The sequence below is a fragment of the Ruegeria sp. E8 genome (assembly GCF_056533985.1).
Map to the genome: position 1 here is coordinate 39,550 of NZ_JBQFOY010000022.1, position 19,016 is coordinate 58,565.

Annotated in this window: 21 protein-coding genes, 4 tRNA genes and 1 pseudogene; 4 read left to right on the top strand and 22 right to left on the bottom strand. The window is 58.8% G+C overall.

What is annotated here, in order from left to right:
* Positions 1-37 precede the first annotated feature (37 nt).
* Together ACR0LF_RS20565 and ACR0LF_RS20570 are read right to left on the bottom strand one after the other, a co-directional pair.
* Positions 38-431: pseudogene (locus tag ACR0LF_RS20565) on the bottom strand (IS5 family transposase); the annotation flags it as partial.
* A 221-nt stretch (positions 432-652) separates the two neighbouring features.
* Positions 653-728 (bottom strand) — tRNA-Thr (locus ACR0LF_RS20570).
* Between the two features lie 494 nt (positions 729-1,222).
* Here ACR0LF_RS20570 and ACR0LF_RS20575 point away from each other — a divergent pair.
* Together ACR0LF_RS20575 and ACR0LF_RS20580 are read left to right on the top strand one after the other, a co-directional pair.
* Positions 1,223-2,134, top strand: a complete 912-nt coding sequence (locus ACR0LF_RS20575; RefSeq protein ID WP_480579079.1) for a hypothetical protein — start codon at positions 1,223-1,225, stop codon at positions 2,132-2,134.
* Positions 2,135-2,363: 229 nt separating this feature from the next.
* Positions 2,364-2,696: a YegP family protein gene (locus tag ACR0LF_RS20580; RefSeq protein ID WP_480579076.1), complete on the top strand. Its 333-nt coding sequence runs from the start codon at positions 2,364-2,366 to the stop codon at positions 2,694-2,696.
* A gap of 429 nt (positions 2,697-3,125) precedes the next feature.
* Here the strand turns inward: ACR0LF_RS20580 and ACR0LF_RS20585 are convergent, their stop codons facing one another.
* From ACR0LF_RS20585 to ACR0LF_RS20665, 17 genes are all read right to left on the bottom strand, one after another.
* Complete coding sequence (locus ACR0LF_RS20585; RefSeq protein WP_480579070.1) at positions 3,126-3,953, bottom strand: class I SAM-dependent methyltransferase; 828 nt, start codon at positions 3,951-3,953, stop codon at positions 3,126-3,128.
* Between the two features lie 802 nt (positions 3,954-4,755).
* A tRNA-Phe gene (locus tag ACR0LF_RS20590) sits at positions 4,756-4,830 on the bottom strand.
* Positions 4,831-4,909: 79 nt separating this feature from the next.
* Positions 4,910-5,092 carry a DNA gyrase inhibitor YacG gene (locus tag ACR0LF_RS20595; protein WP_480579067.1) on the bottom strand — a complete coding sequence of 61 codons (183 nt, stop codon included), beginning with the start codon at positions 5,090-5,092 and terminating at the stop codon, positions 4,910-4,912.
* A complete protein-coding gene (locus ACR0LF_RS20600; RefSeq protein WP_480579064.1) occupies positions 5,089-6,111 on the bottom strand; it encodes a ribonuclease E/G in 1,023 nt (340 codons plus the stop codon). Before ACR0LF_RS20600 ends, ACR0LF_RS20595 begins: the two co-directional genes overlap by 4 nt.
* Positions 6,108-6,686 (bottom strand): Maf family protein, encoded by a 579-nt coding sequence (locus tag ACR0LF_RS20605; RefSeq protein ID WP_480579061.1) that lies wholly within the window; start codon positions 6,684-6,686, stop codon positions 6,108-6,110. The genes ACR0LF_RS20600 and ACR0LF_RS20605 overlap by 4 nt, the downstream gene beginning before the upstream one ends.
* Before the next feature lie 11 nt (positions 6,687-6,697).
* Positions 6,698-6,916, bottom strand: coding sequence for a translation initiation factor IF-1 (gene infA, locus ACR0LF_RS20610; protein WP_005978431.1), 219 nt, complete (start codon positions 6,914-6,916; stop codon positions 6,698-6,700).
* A gap of 91 nt (positions 6,917-7,007) precedes the next feature.
* On the bottom strand, positions 7,008-7,883 hold the full coding sequence (locus tag ACR0LF_RS20615; RefSeq protein ID WP_480579058.1) for a carbon-nitrogen hydrolase family protein: 876 nt from the start codon (positions 7,881-7,883) through the stop codon (positions 7,008-7,010).
* 68 nt (positions 7,884-7,951) lie between these two features.
* The gene (locus ACR0LF_RS20620; RefSeq protein WP_480579055.1) at positions 7,952-8,221 is read right to left on the bottom strand and encodes a DUF4242 domain-containing protein; all 270 of its coding nucleotides are present in this window, start codon (positions 8,219-8,221) and stop codon (positions 7,952-7,954) included.
* Positions 8,222-8,284: 63 nt separating this feature from the next.
* Positions 8,285-8,878, bottom strand: coding sequence for a GNAT family N-acetyltransferase (locus tag ACR0LF_RS20625; RefSeq protein ID WP_480579052.1), 594 nt, complete (start codon positions 8,876-8,878; stop codon positions 8,285-8,287).
* Positions 8,871-9,269 carry a ketosteroid isomerase-related protein gene (locus ACR0LF_RS20630; protein WP_480579049.1) on the bottom strand — a complete coding sequence of 133 codons (399 nt, stop codon included), beginning with the start codon at positions 9,267-9,269 and terminating at the stop codon, positions 8,871-8,873. The genes ACR0LF_RS20625 and ACR0LF_RS20630 overlap by 8 nt, the downstream gene beginning before the upstream one ends.
* Positions 9,270-9,271: 2 nt before the next feature.
* Complete coding sequence (locus ACR0LF_RS20635) at positions 9,272-9,724, bottom strand: arsenate-mycothiol transferase ArsC (RefSeq protein ID WP_480579046.1); 453 nt, start codon at positions 9,722-9,724, stop codon at positions 9,272-9,274.
* Positions 9,725-9,727: 3 nt separating this feature from the next.
* Positions 9,728-10,207 carry a UPF0262 family protein gene (locus ACR0LF_RS20640; RefSeq protein WP_480579043.1) on the bottom strand — a complete coding sequence of 160 codons (480 nt, stop codon included), beginning with the start codon at positions 10,205-10,207 and terminating at the stop codon, positions 9,728-9,730.
* A 98-nt stretch (positions 10,208-10,305) separates the two neighbouring features.
* Complete coding sequence (gene hisD, locus ACR0LF_RS20645) at positions 10,306-11,607, bottom strand: histidinol dehydrogenase (RefSeq protein ID WP_480579040.1); 1,302 nt, start codon at positions 11,605-11,607, stop codon at positions 10,306-10,308.
* A 61-nt stretch (positions 11,608-11,668) separates the two neighbouring features.
* Positions 11,669-12,190, bottom strand: coding sequence for a GNAT family N-acetyltransferase (locus ACR0LF_RS20650; protein ID WP_480579037.1), 522 nt, complete (start codon positions 12,188-12,190; stop codon positions 11,669-11,671).
* Entirely contained in the window at positions 12,191-12,667 is a 477-nt protein-coding gene (locus ACR0LF_RS20655) for a DUF2948 family protein (protein WP_480579035.1), read from the bottom strand.
* The gene (gene murA / locus ACR0LF_RS20660; protein ID WP_480579033.1) at positions 12,664-13,932 is read right to left on the bottom strand and encodes a UDP-N-acetylglucosamine 1-carboxyvinyltransferase; all 1,269 of its coding nucleotides are present in this window, start codon (positions 13,930-13,932) and stop codon (positions 12,664-12,666) included. The genes ACR0LF_RS20655 and murA overlap by 4 nt, the downstream gene beginning before the upstream one ends.
* Positions 13,933-13,938: 6 nt before the next feature.
* On the bottom strand, positions 13,939-14,094 hold the full coding sequence (locus ACR0LF_RS20665; protein WP_480579030.1) for a hypothetical protein: 156 nt from the start codon (positions 14,092-14,094) through the stop codon (positions 13,939-13,941).
* A gap of 83 nt (positions 14,095-14,177) precedes the next feature.
* Between ACR0LF_RS20665 and ACR0LF_RS20670 the strand changes: the two genes are divergently transcribed.
* Positions 14,178-14,252: transfer RNA gene (locus ACR0LF_RS20670), tRNA-Thr, on the top strand.
* A gap of 343 nt (positions 14,253-14,595) precedes the next feature.
* Here the strand turns inward: ACR0LF_RS20670 and ACR0LF_RS20675 are convergent.
* The 3 genes from ACR0LF_RS20675 to ACR0LF_RS20685 form a co-directional block, all read right to left on the bottom strand.
* A tRNA-Met gene (locus ACR0LF_RS20675) sits at positions 14,596-14,672 on the bottom strand.
* Between the two features lie 72 nt (positions 14,673-14,744).
* The gene (locus tag ACR0LF_RS20680) at positions 14,745-15,731 is read right to left on the bottom strand and encodes an alpha/beta fold hydrolase (RefSeq protein WP_480579027.1); all 987 of its coding nucleotides are present in this window, start codon (positions 15,729-15,731) and stop codon (positions 14,745-14,747) included.
* Complete coding sequence (locus tag ACR0LF_RS20685; RefSeq protein ID WP_480579024.1) at positions 15,732-17,204, bottom strand: flavin-containing monooxygenase; 1,473 nt, start codon at positions 17,202-17,204, stop codon at positions 15,732-15,734. It lies immediately after the preceding gene.
* A 229-nt stretch (positions 17,205-17,433) separates the two neighbouring features.
* Between ACR0LF_RS20685 and ACR0LF_RS20690 the strand changes: the two genes are divergently transcribed.
* Complete coding sequence (locus ACR0LF_RS20690) at positions 17,434-18,981, top strand: trimethylamine methyltransferase family protein (RefSeq protein ID WP_480579021.1); 1,548 nt, start codon at positions 17,434-17,436, stop codon at positions 18,979-18,981.
* Positions 18,982-19,016: the final 35 nt, after the last annotated feature.

Consider the following 19,016-nt stretch of genomic DNA (forward strand, 5'->3'; position numbering starts at 1 on the left):
CGGCTGCGAGCGCGATGGCCGAGAGGAAGACCTTCGGTCATCGATCATAGCGAGTGGCGACACGACGCCAGTCCTTCAGGCGTCCGAACATAATCTCGTCCCTGTTGCGGCGTTTGTAGCGGCGCTAGTCGTACCGGACAGGCTGGTCGCGTGATTTTCGGCATGGGATGCAGGGCTTTACCCCCTTGTCTATCAGGTCTTCACGGAACCAGTCCGCATCATAGCCGCGATCACCCAGTAACCATTCAGCCGATGGTAGGCTGTTCACCAGAGCCCTGGCTCCTGTATAGTCGCTAGCTTGGCCAGCAGAGATGAAGTGTCGAATAGATCGACCAACACTGTCGGTGACGGCGCGCAGCTTTGTGTTCATGCCACCTTTGGTCCTACCGATCAGTCTGCCACGCCCCCTTTTTCAACCGCAGGCTGGAGGCTGCAGGACGGATCTGAGAACCATGTTGTCTTGGTTGTGGACAGCTACTTGAGCGTCGAATCCGTGAGCTTAATCTGCGGCATACCATGTCCTTGCAATGACCGTTTCGTTACAAGGTTCACGTTACGTTCTAACCATAATCAAACCCAACCGCAGATTAAGAGCGCGCCTCAAATAATTGAGGAAACATCTTATTTTACCGGTGTTTGGCTGGTGTTTAAGTGGTGCCCCCACACGGACTCGAACCGCGGACCTACTGATTACAAATCAGTTGCTCTACCAGCTGAGCTATAGGGGCACTTTTCCGCCTCGCCGCTTCGATTTAGCCAGATCCACATTTCTTGCAGATCAAGCCAATCGCTTGGCCAAGCTTCAAAAGTCAGACGCGCTTTGGAACATATTTGCCTATGTTCGGCAGGCACCGCCTCACTGGATGAGCAGGCATATATGGTAAAAATTTCAGGCCCGCAACCCGCTAAATTGACTCTGTTTCCGGTCCATCACCCGGCCACAGGTTTGTTCCAGAAGGTTCCCGTATCAACCGTCAGTTATCGTTCGGCATTGGGCGCGAGACTTAGATGCCGAATTTGGTTTGAGACTGGAATTCTTGCCTCCGAACCTCGGCGTTGTCGGTGCGCATGTGCGTGACTACAGAGGCTTAATCTATTGATTATGTCCTCTGTGAGACGACAAGATTCAAACTACAACGTGAACTTTGGGATTGCCCGAATTTCTGAGAACGTGCAAAAAAACCGCACAGTGAATGGAGGGCGCTTTCCCGCTGAAAGCAACGTGAATGACGATGCAGAAAAGCCAGAGGACACAGTAAACAAGATGCAGGTTGTTATCCATGCCGGCGCTGCTTTTACTGATGAAGGACACGTTTTGTCCTCACTTCTGGCAAACAAACGGATTTTGGCAGATTACCGCGCCGGGGCTCTGGGCCCGCGTCGGTCTCGTCAATTCGTCAAGGTGATTTCAGATTCGATTTCGCTGGGTTCACCGACACCTGAGGTTCGGGACAGCTTGAATGCGCTTTTCGCCGACGCTCCGAATCTGGACCGCGTGATTGTATCAAGCGACAAGTTCTTTGGGCCCAGACGTACTGCCTTGCAGGATGGCCAGTTCTATCCGTTCGCCGGAAAAAGAACAGCGTATACCGAAGCTTTGCTTGACGTTGCCCAAGTCGAAGTTTTTGCAGGCCTGGTAAACCCCGGAATATTCATCCCAAAAATCCTGATGTCCATCCATGAGGACTATCGAAAGGATATTCTGGCCAGCACAGATCTCAGCTGCCTCAGTTGGCTGAGTATGATCGAAGACCTAAGGGACCTTGCGCCTCAGGTTCAACTCACCCTGTGGGAGAATGAGCATTCACCGTTGATTTGGGGAGATATTATCCGGTCATTGGCCGGACTGCCGGACGACGCCCCGATTGACGGTGAGTTTGCATTTTTGTCATCGCTTCTCACTGATGCAGGACAACACCTTGTTCCGGACATCTTGCGGCAAACCGGTTCCACTGATCACAAGAACCTGCGCGAAGAGCTTGCCAATGTTCTGGACGAACACGCTCGTCCGGAACAAGTCGAAGAAGAGCTTGATTTGCCTGGCTGGAATGCGGACATAGTTGATGCGTTTACAGACCTGTACGAGCAGGACCTAGCCGCGATCCGGTCTATGCCGGACGTTCGGGTGTTGTAAATCTGATCAGTAGCTTGGCAGATCGAAGATGCGAAACGTTGGTCGCCTGATGATCGAGCGAAACTGAAGCGCCGCATGAGTGGCGATAGCAAGAGCAGCATCTGGAGCCCCCCAAGACGAGTGACTCTGTTTTACCCTTGTAGACGGTTACAACTTTTGTCTTGTGGCCTTGTGGCAAACGTAGCAACTTCATGGTGAATTTTGGTTCAACAATAATGAGGTTGGTCACATGGCTGGAAAATTTGAGCTTTATGAAGACAAGGCTGGTGAATATCGGTTTCGTCTTAAGGCCGGGAATGGCGAAATCATCTTGGCCAGCGAAGGCTATGTTCAAAAGGCCAGCGCTGAGAACGGAATTGCGTCGGTGAAAACAAATGCTCCGAATGACGACAGGTACGAGCGCAAGGAAACCAAGTCCGGCGGCCATATGTTCAACCTGAAAGCCAGCAATGGCCAAGTGATCGGCACCAGTGAAAGCTACACCAGCGCATCTGGACGGGACAACGGTATTGAATCCGTCAAGCGCAATGCTCCCGATGCAAGTATCAATGACTTAAGCTGATTGCATTTAGATACTCGAAGTAAGGCTGGAGTTCATGCAGGTCAGCACGTCCGAAGCCGGACAGCCTGTTGGCCTGTCAGGTGCGGCCCTGTTGACGGGCCTGCATCGGCTAGCGGCGCATCTTCACCCAATCGGGTTGGCCGCGCCTGCGCCTCGTCCAGATTGTCATTGACGGTACCTTGCCTGACGATCCGTGCGGCGCTGGAAGCCCAGGGCATTCAGTTCCGGGACGAAGGCGATACAACTGACGGGGTTGGAGCGGTGCTTCCCAAGAAAGGTTCGGAGTGAGGCTTCCAAAGGTCTTCACGCGAACTGAAGTGCTATGTGCTTTGTTGCCGCTAAGCACAGCGATGGCTGGAATAGTCGTAAGCCGCACGAGTACTATTGGTGCGCTGATTGGGCCGATAAAGTGATAGGTGCTTTGAGGCATTAAACCGCCACTGCCGCAGTCACCACAGCGGGAATGGGTACGTTCCACACCGGCCCCTCGCCATGTTTCTTCAGCACTTCAGCCACAACGGCCGACCGGATGGCTGCTGCATTCTCGGGAGGTTGTGGACGCAACAATGCACCACCTCTTGCTGTACCATCACGGAAAAAATCAAAAGGCGCACCCGGGTCATCTACACACCACATCGATGCAATTACGGATTGAAGGCAATCAGTAAAACCGGCGGATTCCAAAACAGGAAATGCTAAAGCAGGATCAGCATAATCATGTGCACCCGGGCCCGGTGGTAAAACGATGCCCGGAGAACCGAGGCGCTCAATCGCACCAAACACATATCCAAGCGCAGTATCCACCTCAGGCCCACACCAGACCGAGAAGGCCAATCGTCCACCGGGACGCAAAACACGGCGAGCCTCAGCAACAACTTTCGGAGGGTCCGGTACGTGAGGCATCCCAAAGCCGATTGTGACCGCATCAAATGATGCATCGTCAAAGCCCAACACCATCGCATCGCCTTCAACGAACAGAACTTCGGGCACGGCAGAACGCGCCATTTCCAGCATTACTGGTGAAAAATCCAGGCCTGTAACCGAGGCGCCTGCTTTTACAAGGCCAGAAGATACGTTGCCATGCCCACAGCACAGATCAAGGGCTTTAGTTCCGGGGCCGGCTTCAACTGCATCAACCAAATGCGGTACAACCAAATCCGCCGCCTTCGCAAACACCTGTGCGTACGATTGAGCTACATCCGCCTTACCCCATTCGCGCTTTTCGAGTTCGGCAAATGCTTCAGATTCACCAGGCATAAGAACATTCCTCCCACTTATCGTTGCAGAGTCACAAAACGCTTGTTCTAGGACCCATTATATCGGTCAAAGTTCATCGACGTTTAAGCCAGTTCCAAACATAGACAGCCCACCAATTCATAATGCTTGATTGAACGCGACTCGACCAGTTCAGCTTCCTGTGGGTCTACATGCGGGCTGGATGTATCCTCTCCAACGAACGCCTTAAGAGCTTCAAGGCTGCCCCAAATCATGCCGAAGCTAAACTCTCTGGGAGTGTTGACACGAGGGGCCCCGGAATGCCCTGGGCGATCCCTTTGGTTCCCTTCATGAGCGAGATCGCCGTCTCGTGAATGAACTTCCCGAATTCTGTTCTTTCCCCGGTCGCGTTACAACCTGAAATTTTCGAATGGTCATGCAATCACCGTTTCTCTGGTATGGTTCCTGCATGAAAGCCGCCTCGAATACTCTCGTTTATCATGTAAAGCTGAAGTGGTCTGCCAAGGGTTCAGAGCAGACGTTGCCGAACCGTCTACTCCATTTCCTTCTTCGCAGCATCAAGAGCATCTTTCACCGGGACCCGAGAGTGCAGCGTCGTGTCGGCCTCTCTCAGCAGCGCTGCGATCCTGCGATCCTGCGATCCTGCGATCCTGCGATAGCCATAAGCGATCCGAGGAGATGTGTAGTGATCTCTAAGCTCTTTCGGGATGCGGCTGCTGAAGTAAAAACACCGTCTTTTGCTAAGGTGAAAGGGCGCGAAATGGTCTACGGCTCCAAGCAGTTGCTAAAAGCTGGAGTATAAACATAGGCTTAACTGAAGGAATGGTGCCCGGGGGCGGAATCGAACCACCGACACGAGGATTTTCAATCCACTGCTCTACCCCTGAGCTACCCGGGCACGGGAACGGCTTTTGCCGTTGGGTGGGGGCCTTCTATGACTTGGATCATCCAGTGTCCAGAGGCTTTTTGACATTTTTTTAATGCGGACGTGCAGGGCTGTCCTCGATGTCGGGAAGGTCGCTCTCAACGTCCTCTTCGCGCTGGGACGGAACGGCATAAGAACCGTTTAGCCACTTGGCCAAATCGACATCCGCACAGCGTTTGGAACAGAAGGGGCGGAATTTCACAACCGTATCTTCGCCGCAGATCGGGCAGCTCATTTCAGCACCTCATTCAAGGGAATACGTCCGCGTTTGCGTTGCAGTTCGAAATGTCCCAGAGGCGTCCAGCCAGCCAGTGTGGTCTCGACAGGATCGGCCTTGAAGGCGGCGCGCAGAGCCTGTTCAAAACCGCGCCGGTCCTTCTTGGGCATGGGCGCCAAGTCCAATGTGATCTGTCCACCTAGCCCCCGGACACGCAAAGCACGGGCCAGCGCTTTGGCACAGGCGAAATTGGCTTTGGTTCCAGCCGCCAGCGAGCTGTCAGAGCCGGTATTCACATCCACCGCCACCAGCGCACGGGTGGCCTCAATGAATAGGTGGCCACCGCCTGTCAGCGGCTCCGAAATGCCACGCGCGACATCCAGAGCATCCAGCACACCGTGCGTTTCGAAGCCACCTGTTTCGGTGACAACCTCTGCCGGGTCGGTCCAGTCGCGCCAGGCCAGAATATGGGGGCCGTCGCCCTCGCTCAGCGCCTCGGGTTCGGTGCCGGGATCGTTCAGAACCTGTTCGGCCTGCACCAGCATGGCGTTGATGTCTTCGGCGATCTCATCCACATCCTCACCCAGACAGCACGAGCGCAGGATCAGACCATAGGGGCTGTCCCCCATCTGGTCATGAGCGATCTCCAGCAGGCGGTCGCGTTCGTCCTCATCCCGGATACTACGCGAGATGTTCAGGCCCGGCGCGTCCGGCGTGACGATGGCATAGCGGCTTTTGAACAGGATGCGGTCGGTCACCGGCAGGGCCTTGCCCGGTTCGGCATAGCCCGTCACCTGCACTAGCAGGTGGGCGCCGGGGGCCAACCCTTTGACCTGACGCAGAAAGGCCGGACCATCCGGTGTGGTCAGGAACATACCGCCCTGCCCTTTGACGGGGCGGTCAGCACGGGCGCGATAGATCGTGCCGGGGGCAGGCGCGTTCCCTGCGATCAGGAAATCATCCAGCTTGCCGTCGACCATCAGGGCTGCGGCCTCGCGCCCTTCGATATGGTCCAGAACGATGGTGCGGCCTTTCATGACGCCTCTCTGTACAATGGATAGCCGATGGCCCGAAGCAGTGCTGTCGTTTCAGACAGCGGCAGGCCCACGATGCCGGTAAACGAGCCCGAAATCCATGGAATGAAGGCCCCGGCTGGTCCCTGAATCGCATAAGCTCCGGCCTTGCCCTGCCAGTCGCCGGTGGCGAGATAGGCGTTCACCTCGGTATCCGACAGGCGTTTGACCTTGACCTGAGAAACCACCTCGCGTTGCAGCACCCGATCCCCCCGACGCAGCGCAACCGAGGTGACGACCCGGTGCCGACGCCCGGACAGGGCGTGCAGAAACTCGGCCGCCTGCCCTGCGTTTTCGGGTTTGCCCATAATGCGGCGACCCAGCGCCACCGTGGTATCGGCACACAGAATGATATCATCCGCATCTGCTTGAACCGCCTGCACTTTTTCGCGGGCAATACGGCTGCAATAGGGAACCGGAAGCTCACCTTTCAACGGGGTTTCGTCGATGTCAGGGGGGCGGATGGCATCGGGCTGCACGCCAAGCTGGGCCAGCAGGTCCAGCCGCCTTGGGCTGCCCGATCCTAAGATAAACGCCATTACGGCAGGCGTTACTTGAAGCGGTAGTTGATCCGACCCTTGGTCAGATCATAAGGGGTCATCTCGACCTGAACCTTGTCGCCGGCCAGAACACGGATGCGGTTCTTGCGCATCTTGCCTGCCGTATGTGCGATGATCTCATGGCCGTTTTCCAGCTCGACCCGAAACGTCGCATTAGGCAGGAGTTCCTTCACGACACCGGGAAATTCGAGCGTATCTTCCTTGGCCATGTTGTCTCCATCATTACGTTGCACCCGCAGAATCTGCGGGGATGTGCGCTTAAATGAGCCCATTTTGGGCTTATTTCAAGGGCGGAATCGCCTAAAGGGCGGATATTGTGACCGATTCGACTCGGGGGGCTTGTTCTTCCCAGTGGGTTCGGTTCAGTACGTGGCCATCGGCGCGGACCTCGGCTATGGCGGACAGGTCGACATCCGCATAGGTCCAGCCGGGCTGGTTCAGAGTGCCCTCGGCCAGCACTCCGGTCGCCGGAAAGCCCTTATCGGGCGGGCCGAATACGCCACCCGTTCCGGTGTTCATATCCACGGCCTCGGACCAGTCGTTGCTGCCAACCAGCGAAGCCATGACGGTAACACATTGATTTTCCAAGGCTCTTGACATCGCACCGATCCTAACACGCCAATACCCCGACAGCGCCTCGGTACAGGACGGGACGAGGATCAGGTCTGCCTCGCTCAGCGCGCGGCCCAGCAAGGGGAACTCGCTGTCATAACAGATCAGCACACCAATTTTACCCAGCGCTGTGTCGAACAGCTTGAGCGGACCGCCCGGGGCGATGTCCCAATCCTCGCGCTCGAACCGGGTCATGATCTGTTTGTCCTGATGGTCGCAACTGCCATCCGATGCGTAGAAGGCAGCACGGTTTACCGGGCGACCCTCGCCGTCCACAACTGGGGCGGATGCACCCAGAATGTAGGTTTTGTACGTCTTTGCGAGGCGGCAATGCAGGTTTTGTACATCCTCGATCCGGTCTGATACGGCTCGGATCGAACGTTCCAGATCGCCCGCAACATCGGCCCCATCGAGAGTCGACAACTCCATCGCGCCGTATTCGGGAAAGACCAGCAACTCGGCCCCCTGCCCCGCAGCCTCGGACACCCAGCGGTTCAGCTTGTCTTCGTATTGCGCCCAACTGTCGAGCCAGGTCAGGTCATAAGCGGCGGTTGCGACTTTCATGGCAGCGTCCCGGTGCGGTCAAATTCGCGCGACCTTAGTCGGGGACACCGGCCAGAGTACAGCCCCATTTAGCCAGCGGTAGTCGGATCGATGATCGTGGTAACTTCGGTAACCGTGTTGGCCGGAAAGCCGCTGAGTTCCGCGTGTTTGTGGATCGCGTCTTCGCTTTCAGCCAGATAGATGCAGAAGGTCTTGTCGCCAGCCACGTAGGAATGTTCCCACTGCACGCCGGGTATCTGCTCCAGCGCTTCGTTTGATTTCGCGGATGCGCCGCAGAGTTCTTCTCCGGACATGGAACCAACACCCGGCAGATCGCGTTCGATAACGTAGCGTTTCATCGCACTTCCCCCACAGAAAGCCCAACAATACCACAATTCGAGCATTTTTTCTGCGCCCGGGGCTCAGAGGTCCCTGATCCAGAATTGCAGCGGCTTCAGCGTCTCGCCCTCTTCGCCGATATCCTTCCACGAAAACTGTGCGATGGCGCCGGGCAAAGGAGCGTAGCCACGGGCGCGCCAGAAGGCGTCCAGCGGGCGGTAGGTCTCGGGTCGCATCGGGTGATCTGCCGGGCGCTGAACACTGCAAAAGGCGCATTTGGTAAAGCCCAGCGCGCGGGCGTGGGCTTCGCGTTCGTCAAAGAATTTGTGGCCAACCCCCTGCCCGCGATACTCGGGCAGCAGGACGGATTCAGCACAGTAGAAGATGTCGGTCAGGTCCAGACCCGTGCCCTCGAACGCTGTGGCAAAATCGTCGGCGTGATCGGCCAGCGGTGCTCCGGTCGAGGCCCCGGCCAGCGTGTCGCCGTCGAATGCACCGACCACGATCGCCCTGTCGCTGTCGCGATAGGTTTGCAGGTAGGTGCGTTCATAGTCCAGATCGCCATCATAGAGATACGGCCAGGCGTGGAACACTTTGATCCGCAGACGCGCCACATCGTCCAGAGCGGCCTCAAGCGACGCTCCGGTCAGGGGGCGAACGCCGGTGATCTTACCCATTCGAAACCTGCTTGGTCCAATCGGCAAGGTTGTAGAAGGTGGTGACGCGGGTGATCTTGCCGTCCTTCAGATCAAAGAAGGATCCAGCAGGCAGGCGGTAGGTCTGGCCGTGGGCCTCGGGCAGCCCTTCGTCGGTTTCCAGATAGGTGCCGTTGACGATGAACTCGGCCGCCGCGCGGGTGCCGCCTTGGGCGTCGAACACGACAATGTCGGTAAGGTTCTCTTTGTAGCAGCGGTTCATATGGGCGCAGAAGGCCGCGAACTTTTCCTTGCCGGTGCGAATCTGACCTTCGTTGACGTGATGGGCCACGTCGTCGGACAGGCAGGCCAGCATGCCATCGACGTCACCTGCGTTGAAGGCTTCGAAATAGGTTTTGACGGTCTGGTTCATGGTCACTCCGTAGGTTCGCCCCAGCGGTCTTTCAGATGTTTGATGATCTGATCGCGGGTTTGTCGGTAGTGATGTAGCTTTTGATCGCGGGTCTCGCCCATCCCAGTAGGGTCCATTATTGGCCAGTAATCGACATCGAGGTGAAAAAAACGGGTCAGTTCCAGCGCTTTTCGCTGGCTTGCGGGTGATAGTGCCACGATCAGATCGAACGAGCTGAGATCGTCACCCCATTGTTCCATCTCGTCGAAGGATCGGGACCGGTGGCGCGACAGCTCGACACCGACCTCGTGACAGGCGGCGATGCTGAAGCCGTCGATTTCCAGATCGTTGTGTACACCCGCGGACTGAACATAGGTGCCGGTGCCGTAGAACTTTTTCATCAGGCCTTCGGCCATGGGCGAGCGAACCGAGTTATGGTCGCAACAGAAAAGGACCGACTGCGGCAGAGGCTTCACGCGTCAGCCCCCGAAATGCAACACGCAGATCAGCGTGAAGAGGCGGCGGGCGGTGTCGGTGTCGATGTCTGCCTTCCCTTCAAGCCGTTCCTGCAGTACGCGGCTGCCTTCGTTGTGGATGCCGCGGCGGGCCATGTCGATGGTTTCGATCTGGCTGGGCGGCAGCGATTTCACCGCGTTGAAATAGCTTTCGCAGATCTGGAAGTAATCCTTGACCACCTGACGGAACGGGCCCAGCGACAGGTGGAATTCAGCCGCCTTTTCGCTGGCTTCGGTTGCAATGTCGAAGACCAGGCGCTTGTCGCGGATCGAGAGCTGCAGGTGATACGGACCATCCGGCACCTCGCGGTCCTCGCGGCTGGGCAGTGCAAAGCTGTTTTCTTCCAGCAGATCGTAGATGGCAACCTTGCGCTCCTGCTCGATCTCGGGGGTCGGCGGCGGCAGGTTTCGGTCATCCAGTTCGATATGCGAAATGCGGGTCATCTTTACGGTCACAATCCTTGTGTCAGCACAGACCTATAACAACGGAATTCCGTCGGCAACGCAGAGAAGCGCCATATAGGTCCGGTCTTTGCGTCATTTCAGCCATTCAGGCGGTTCAAACGTGCGGTGACAGACAGGCCATGCGCCTCGAGGCTTTCCGAATTCGCCAGTTGTTCGGCGGCGGGGCCAATGACGCGCAGGGCTTCGGGGGTCATCTGGCTGAGCGTGGTACGTTTGAGGAAATCCATCACGCTGAGCCCGGACGAGAACCGGGCAGATCGGGCAGTCGGCAGCACGTGGTTGGGGCCGCCGACATAATCTCCGATGGCTTCGGGGGTGTATTGGCCCAAAAAGATCGCTCCGGCGTGGATGGTTTTTTCGCTGAGCGCCACCGGGTCGGCAACGCAAAGCTCAAGATGTTCCGGGGCGACGCGGTTGGACAGAGTCGCGGCCTCGTTCAGATCGCGGGCGGTGATGATGGCCCCGAAGTCGCGCCAGCTGGCCCCGGCGATGGCGCGGCGCTGCAGGGTTTCGAGACGTTTTTCGACGGCATTGGCCACGCTTTGACCAAAAGCGGCGTCATCGGTGATCAGGATCGATTGCGCGCTTTCATCGTGTTCGGCCTGGCTGAGCAGGTCCAGCGCGATCCAGTCGGGGTCGTTGTCCTTGTCGGCGATGACCAGAATCTCGGAAGGGCCTGCGATCATGTCGATGCCGACCTTGCCGAAGACGCGCCGCTTGGCGGCGGCGACGAAGGCGTTGCCCGGGCCGGTGATCTTGTCGACCGGTGCGATGGTGTCGGTGCCATAGGCCAGCGCGGCGACGGCCTGCGCACCGCCGATGCGATAAATCTCGTCCACACCCGACAGTTGCGCCGCCAGCAACACCAGCGGGTTCACCTGCCCGCCCGGCGTGGGCACAACGATAGCCAGCCGTTCTACGCCCGCCACTTTGGCCGGGATGGCGTTCATCAGGACCGAGGACGGGTATGAGGCCAGCCCGCCCGGCACATAGAGACCTGCGGCAGAGACCGCCGACCAGCGCCAGCCTAGCGTGGCCCCGGCCTCATCCGTCCAACTGTGATCGCTGGGCATCTGCTTTTCGTGATAAGCCCGGATGCGGGCGGCGGCCAGTTCCAGCGCCGCGCGATCCTCGGCCGAGACCTGCGTCACCGCGTCCGCGATTTCCTGAGCGCTGAAGGCCAGCGTTTCGGACGTCAGCTCCAGCCGGTCGAATTTCGCAGTCAGCTCGATAACCGCCACGTCGCCCCGGCTGCGCACATCGTCGATAATCTGCGCCACAACCGCATCCACATCCGGACTGTCCTCGCGCTTGGCAGACAGCAGGGTCTGAAAGGCGGCTTCGAAATCGGGCGATGTGGTGTCGAGGAAGACGGGCATGATCTGGCACTCCGGGCGTTGCGCCACGGGACATATCGCCCGAGGGGCGTGGCCTCAACCCTCAGTCCGTGGGGTGCAGCGATTTGCGCATGGGGTATTGCGGGATGCCGTTCCAGTCGCCTGTCGTATTTTCGGGGTGCCACCCTTGTTTCAAGTAGAATTCCCGCGCGGTCCGGGTGGCATCCAGATGCGCCTCGGTACAACCGCACGCGGCCAGTTGCTGTTCCAACCGGTTGAGCAGTGCGGCCCCGACACCGAAACCTGTGTGATCCGGGTCGACATATAACAGAGTTATTTTCCCGGTCTCGAACAGGCCCCCGGCAGCGGCCACCTGCCCGTCCCGCTCAGCCAGCCAGATCTGCGAGCCGGGCTTGATCCAACCCCGGACGGTGGCCGGGTCCTTGTTCGCGGTCCACTGCTTCAGATGCTCGGGATCGTTGTTGTGATCGGCCACGCAAAGTTCCGTGATCGACCGGATCAGAACGCGGCTGAGGTCGAACACGTCAAACACGGTGGCGGGACGCAGCGCGACGCCTTCGAGTATTTTGGAAAACGCCTGAGAAATGCCGCGCTTGTTCTGCATCTATTCAGGGTGATGCGGGGCCTGACCGGATGGCGCCTGATAAGGGCGCGTGACGTCCTTCAGCGTGACATCCAGCGCTTCGACTTTCAGGCGGATCGCACCGTCGCCTGCCAAGGTCAGAAGGACGTTGCCCGCGCCATCCTCGCCGGGTTCGAAATCGACCGACAGCAGCGACATGACCATGTCCTTTTCGCTGCGGTCGATGCCCTGACTGGCCACCGACAGAACCGAATCGAAGACCAGAACCGACTGAACCCGTTCGAACGGGCGATCACGGCGGGAGGCTGCGTCCTTGTCTTCCCAGCGGAAGCGATTCAGCAGCAGGCCAAAGCGGCGCTGTGACGGCTGCCATCTCATCTCGGTTACGGGGAACACCGCGTCCTGCGCCAAGGTCGAGATCACCTGCAGGTCATCCGCATCCTCGGCGCCCAGATTCAGCGGGGCCTCGCGCCCGTCTTCAAAACTTGCGTCTGTCATTCGCCCTTGATCCGTTCGATTTTTGCGCCCACGCCTTCCAGCTTGCGCACCACATGTTCATATCCGCGATCCAGATGATAGACCCGGCTGACCGTGGTTTCACCCTCTGCCGCCAAACCGGCAAGGATCAACGAGACCGAGGCCCGCAGATCCGTCGCCATCACCGGCGCACCTTTCAGGTTTTCGACGCCTGTAACGGTCGCAGTGCCGCCATGCACTTCGATATTCGCGCCCATACGCACCAGTTCCGGCGCATGCATGAAGCGGTTTTCGAAAATACGCTCCTCCAGCACCGAGGTGCCTTCGGCAGTACACATCAGCGCCATCATCTGCGCCTGAAGGTCCGTCGGGAAACCGGGGAAGGGTTCGGTCACCACATCCACGGCCTGCACCCGGCCATTCTTGCGGGCCACTTTCAGGCCGCCTTGGGTTTCCGTGACGCTGACGCCGGCGGCGTCCAGCTTGGCCGCAAAGGAATCGACCAGCGACATGCGCCCGCCCAGAAGCTCAACTTCGCCGCCGCAAATCGCGGGGGCCAGCATATAGGTGCCCAGCTCGATCCGGTCGGTAACGACCTGATGGGTGGCCCCGTGCAAACGATCGACGCCCTGAATTTCGATGGTCGAGGTCCCCTCGCCCGAAATCTGCGCGCCCATCTTGCGCAGGCATTCGACCAGATCGACGATCTCGGGCTCGCGCGCGGCATTCTTCAGAACCGTGGTGCCCTTGGCCAGCGTGGCAGCCATAACGATGTTCTCGGTCGCGCCGACCGAGGCAAAGCGCATCTCATGCACCGCGCCTTTCAGACCACCCGGTGCATGGGCGTGCAGATAGCCGTCCTTCAGCTCAATCTCGGCGCCCAGCGCTTCGAGCCCTTCAACATGCAGGTCCATCGGCCGCGCACCAATCGCACAACCGCCAGGCAACGACACCACCGCCTGACCGAACCGCGCCAGCAACGGCCCCAGCACCAGGTTCGACGCACGCATCTTTCGCACGATGTCATAATCCGCCGTCTGGCTGGTCAGGCTGTGGCTCGACATTGCGATCACCTGCCCGTCCTGAAGCGACGACACCTCGGCCCCCAAAGACTGCAACAGAGCCGTCATGGTCTTGATGTCGCTGAGCCGTGGCGCATTGGTCAGCGTCAGCGGTTCTTCGCTCAGAAGCGTTGCGGGCATCAATGTCAGACAGGCGTTCTTGGCCCCTGCAATCGGTATTTGCCCGTTGAGCGGACCGTTGCCCGTCACCAGAATCGAATCCATCTGCTCTTATCCCTCGTCCTTGTCGGCATTGTCCGTGGATGCCGCCCGCGCCTTGGCCTGCGCCTTGCGCCGCGCCATATTCGCCTTCAGCGCCGCCTTCAGCCGCTCTTCGCGGGCATCAGTGGATTTGCCTTGTTTTTTGGGTGAATTTTTATCCGTCATGATCTTTCTCTACAGGAGGCGAAAAAAACCGTCCAGACACCCTTGCGCCGCGTTTCGTTTGAGTCTAATCACCCGCCCACAGCGCTGCTGTAGCTCAGAGGTAGAGCACTCCCTTGGTAAGGGAGAGGTCGAGAGTTCAATTCTCTCCAGCAGCACCATCCAATCACTCTTGTTTTTATGGTTGCCCCTGCGTGTCAGGGAACAGCGCTGCCGTGTCGGTCACGCTGGTGTCGTGTGTTGAAGCGAGTGAACATGGCGCTAAACCTTGGGTGCAAAGGCGACCACCCCGATGAAAGGCAATCGGGGCACTTTCGGTCAGGATCAAGGTCGCCATGACCTTCTGCGTGCGCAGGAAACCTGAATTCTATTGGCGGACTTCACTACAGATGTGCCCATGCACGGCCTGCCCTTAACATCGGCAACAAAAAAACCCGTGAATTGTGGCTGACGGTTCGATCTTGCGAGAGACGTCTGTATCTTACGTATGGTGAGTGAGGGAAGTGGTAGCGGAGGAGGGACTTGAACCCCCGACACGCGGATTATGATTCCGCTGCTCTAACCAACTGAGCTACTCCGCCTTGAGTGAGAGGCGATGTAAGCGAGGGGCCCGGGAGGGTCAAGAGGGAAATCAACCCAGTTGCAGAATTCTTTCACGCGTCTTTGGACGGAGGGGTTTGCAAGGACCCTCGGGGGGATGTCGTCGCCTCTGCCATCCTGCGGATAAAGGCGGCGCAGGTTTCCGGTTCGGTGATCAGGATCATGTGGCCGAACCCGTCGAGTTCTTCGTAGCTCAGCCCGAAATCGGTCATTGTGGGCCCATGCAATGGTGGGGACAGTATGGCGTCCTGACGGCCGTACAAAATGCCTCCGGGTACAGTCAGGTCCGGATAGCGCGCAACCTGTGCGCCTATGCTGGCATCGACGCCGACAATGTCCTGGGACGCTGTGACAAAGGCGGAAGGCCGCAGCCCGAGCGCCCCACCTGCCCGGTCCAGAAAGTCATCAGGCGGGGTTTCAGGATCAAACACCGCGCCCAGCGTATGCGGCGCGGTTTTCGAGGCCAGAGGAACCGCAAGCGTATCGCCGATCAGGCGGCGCAGCCATTCGGCCCGGATTTCGAGCGGTTTGAACACGGCGGGGGTTTGGGGCACCTTGTGCGTCAGCGGTGCCAGCAACGCCAGACCAGAGACCCGGTTCGGATGGTCCAGAGCCATTGCCAGAGACAGCGCGCCGCCCAGCGAGTGGCCGACCAGAACCGCCTGATCCACGCCTTTGGTTTCCAGAAATTCGGCGATCATGCCGGCTTGTTGAGGCAATTGCGCCAGCTCTGCCGCGTCGCGGGTTGAATATCCGCATCCCGGCCGGTCGAGCGCGATGACGTGGTAATCATCCGCCAAAAGGTCCACCAGCGCGTAGGTGTAGTGCTGCAACTGCCCGGCCAGACCGTGGATCATGACAATGGTCTGAGCCTCGGGGTTGCCCTTTTCGACATAGTGAATGCTGCCGCCGCGCACCGGTGTGATCTGACCCAGTTGCGGCACGGTCTGAAGGCCCTGGCGCATCAGTTTCCGGGTCCACAGGTTCATGGCAAACAGGAAGGCCGCAAGGATGGCGATCACGATCAGAACGGTTGTCATTCAGCTCTCTCCCTTGCCGTGGGCGGCGGGTCGGTATTGTTCCAGCCCCGATTGTGCCATGCGTTTCTGAAACTCGGCAACTGTGCCGGGCCACAGGGTCGTGTTCCGGCCATCCGCATCCATATACCACGACGTGCAGCCCCCGGCCTGCCAGACGCTGTCTGAATGGCGGTCCTGCATTTCCTGCGTGAAGGCAGCCTGCCTGGCCGCGTCAGGAGTAATCGCGGACAGGCCTTGGCGCTGCATCCCGCTCAGGACCCGACCAATATGCCCGACCTGCGCCTCGATCATCAGCACGACCGAGTTATGCCCCAATCCGGTATGTGGCCCCAGCAGCAGGAAGAAGTTGGGAAAGCCTGCAATCGCGGTGCCCAGATGCGCGCACATGCCATCCGACCAGGCAGAGCGCAGCGTCAGCCCGTCGGACCCGGTGATGTCCAACCGCTCGACCACATTGGTGACGTGAAACCCGGTGCCCCAGATCAGGGCATCCGCCTGGGTTTCGGTGCCATCTGCCGCGACCACTTTATCACCGTCAATCCGCGCGACGCCCTGCGGCACGACAGTGACATTGTCGCGGGCCAGCGTCGGGTACCAGTCATTCGAACTGAGAATGCGTTTGCAGCCGATCTGGTAATCCGGGGTCAGAACTTGCTGTTCCGCCGGATCGGGAATCGCGCGCTCCAGGGATTTGCGCCACATCTTCATGGCAAAGTTCACCATGCGCTTTTCGCCGCGAAAGACGCGGTGGCGGTGTTCAAAGATCATGAAGATCAGCTTGCGCCGAATCCGCGGCAAGATGGGAAAGCGGGCATAGAGATTGCGCACCCATCCTGCAATGGGGCCGTCCGGGCGCGGCAACACGTATGGAGCGCTGCGCTGAAAGATCGTGACATGGCCTGCGGTCTTGGCAATCTCGGGCACAAACTGAACAGCGGACGCGCCGGTCCCGACGACCGCCACGTTCTTGCCGGTCAGATCGACATCGTGGTTCCATTCGGCAGAGTGGAAACAGGGGCCGGGGAAACTGTCTGCGCCGGGAATATCGGGAATGCTGGGGTGATGCAGCGCGCCAATGGCCGAGACCAGAAACCGGGCTGACCAGTGCTGGCCATCCATGGTTTCGACCTGCCAGCGCGTGCCGTCCCATCTGGCCGATTTCAGCTCCTGCCCGAAGTGGCACAGATCATAGAGCCCCTCGTGCCGCGCGACGTTTTGCAGATAGGCCTGAATTTCAGCGCCACCGGCATAGGCGCGGCTCCAATGCGGATTGGGGTGGGTCGCCATGGAATACAGATGTGACGGCACATCACAGGCGACACCGGGATAGGTGTTTTCGCGCCACGTTCCCCCGATATCGTCGGCTTTTTCAAGAATCGCGATATCCCCGATGCCGCGTTTGCGCGCCTCAAGCGCCATTGTCAGCCCAGAGAACCCGGCGCCGACAATCAGCATCTCAGTCACGTGGTGCATGAATGCGCGCCTCCTGAAACAATCATTCGTGTACCTGTTGCAAATGTAAGCACCGGATTGGCTGTGAAGTAGATCACACAGGGAGGAATGACCGGACGTCCTTTTGGGCAGCCTATACAGGAAAACGCCTGGGTGCCGGCCGTGTCGCTTCTTGCAAACACATATCGCAATCAGAGAGGTGAAAGCGCGGCGAATCCGTCAGTTTGTTTAAAAATTGGAGGATTGCCCTTTGACTACTCGCACTGCCGCGCGGTCCGGCGGACGCTCCGCCCGCCGCGCCCAACGAACCGCACCGAACTTTGCCATGCTACCGGGCCTGACCCGGGGCATTCCCGTCTGTGAGGTTATGGACGGAAGCCAGGTCGAGCGTATCGACAATGCGGCGATGGACATTCTGGAAAATGTCGGTGTTCAGTTCCGCGATCCCATCGCGTTGGAAGACTGGAAAAAAGCCGGTGCCAAGGTTGACGGCGAACTGGTCTATCTGGACCGCAATATGGTGCGCGAGTTGATCTCGACCATTCCGGCGCAGTTCACATACCATGCACGCGATCCGCAAAAAAACCTTGCCTTGGGTGGCAAGCATTCGATCTTTGTGCCGATGACCGGAGCCCCTTTCCTGCGTGATCTGGATGACGTGCGCCGGAACCCGACGCTGGATGATCTGGCGATGTTCCACAAGCTGTCACACATGATGCCTGCGCTGCACAGTTCGGCCCACCATATCGTTGAGCCCTACGATCACCCGATCAGCCAGCGGCACCTGCGCATCACCTATTCGTCGATGAAATACTCGGACAAGACCTTCATGGGCATGACCACCTCGCCCAAGAACGCCGAGGACGTGATGGATATGTGTGATATCCTGTTCGGCGAAGGTTTCATCGATGACCATCCCGTCACCACCGGAAACTGCAACGGCAACAGCCCGTTGGTGTGGGATGAGACCATGCTGGGGGCGATGCGCGCCTTCTGCCGCCGCAATCAGCCGGTTCTGTGCTCGCCCTTCGTTCTGGGTGGCGCGAACACGCCTGCATCGGTGCCCGCGACCGTGGCGCAGCTGACTGCCGAGGCGCTTTCGGCGCTGGCCTATACGCAGGTGATCCGCAAGGGGTGCCCGGTGATCTGGGGCCATTACCTGTCGACCGTGTCGATGAAATCCGGAGCGCCCATGGCGGGCACGCCCGAGATCAGCCTGATGAACTTCATGATCGGTCAGATGGCGCGGTATTACGATGTGCCATGGCGTACCTCGAACACGCTGGGCGGGGCAAAGACCTTTGACGCGCAGGCGGGGTATGAATCCGCCACAACGCTCAGCGCGGTGATCCATGCCGGGGCCAACTATATCTGGCATTCGGCAGGCTGGAACGAGGCTGGCATGCACTGTTCGGTCGCCAAGTTCATCGTGGATGCAGAACAATGCGCGATGGCCTATCGGATGGCGGAAGGTCCGAAATGGCATGATTTCGATCAGGCGCTGGCAGCGGTTCCCGATGTGGGCCCCGGCGGGCATTATCTGGGTCATCCGCATACGCAGGACAATTTCCAGACGGCGTTCTTCATGCCGGAACTGTTCGACAACAACTCGATCGAGCAATGGGTGGCCGAGGGTGAGGTGGAAATCACCGAACGCGCCCTGAAACACGCCCGGAAACTGCTGGCCGAGTATCAGGAGCCCAAACTGGACGAAGCCAGGAACGAGGCGCTTCTGGACTATATCGCCCGCCGTGAGAGGGAAATCCCGGCAGCGGATGAGTTGAACCAGAGCTACTGAATATATACTCCCCGTACTGGCCCGCCCGCATCCCG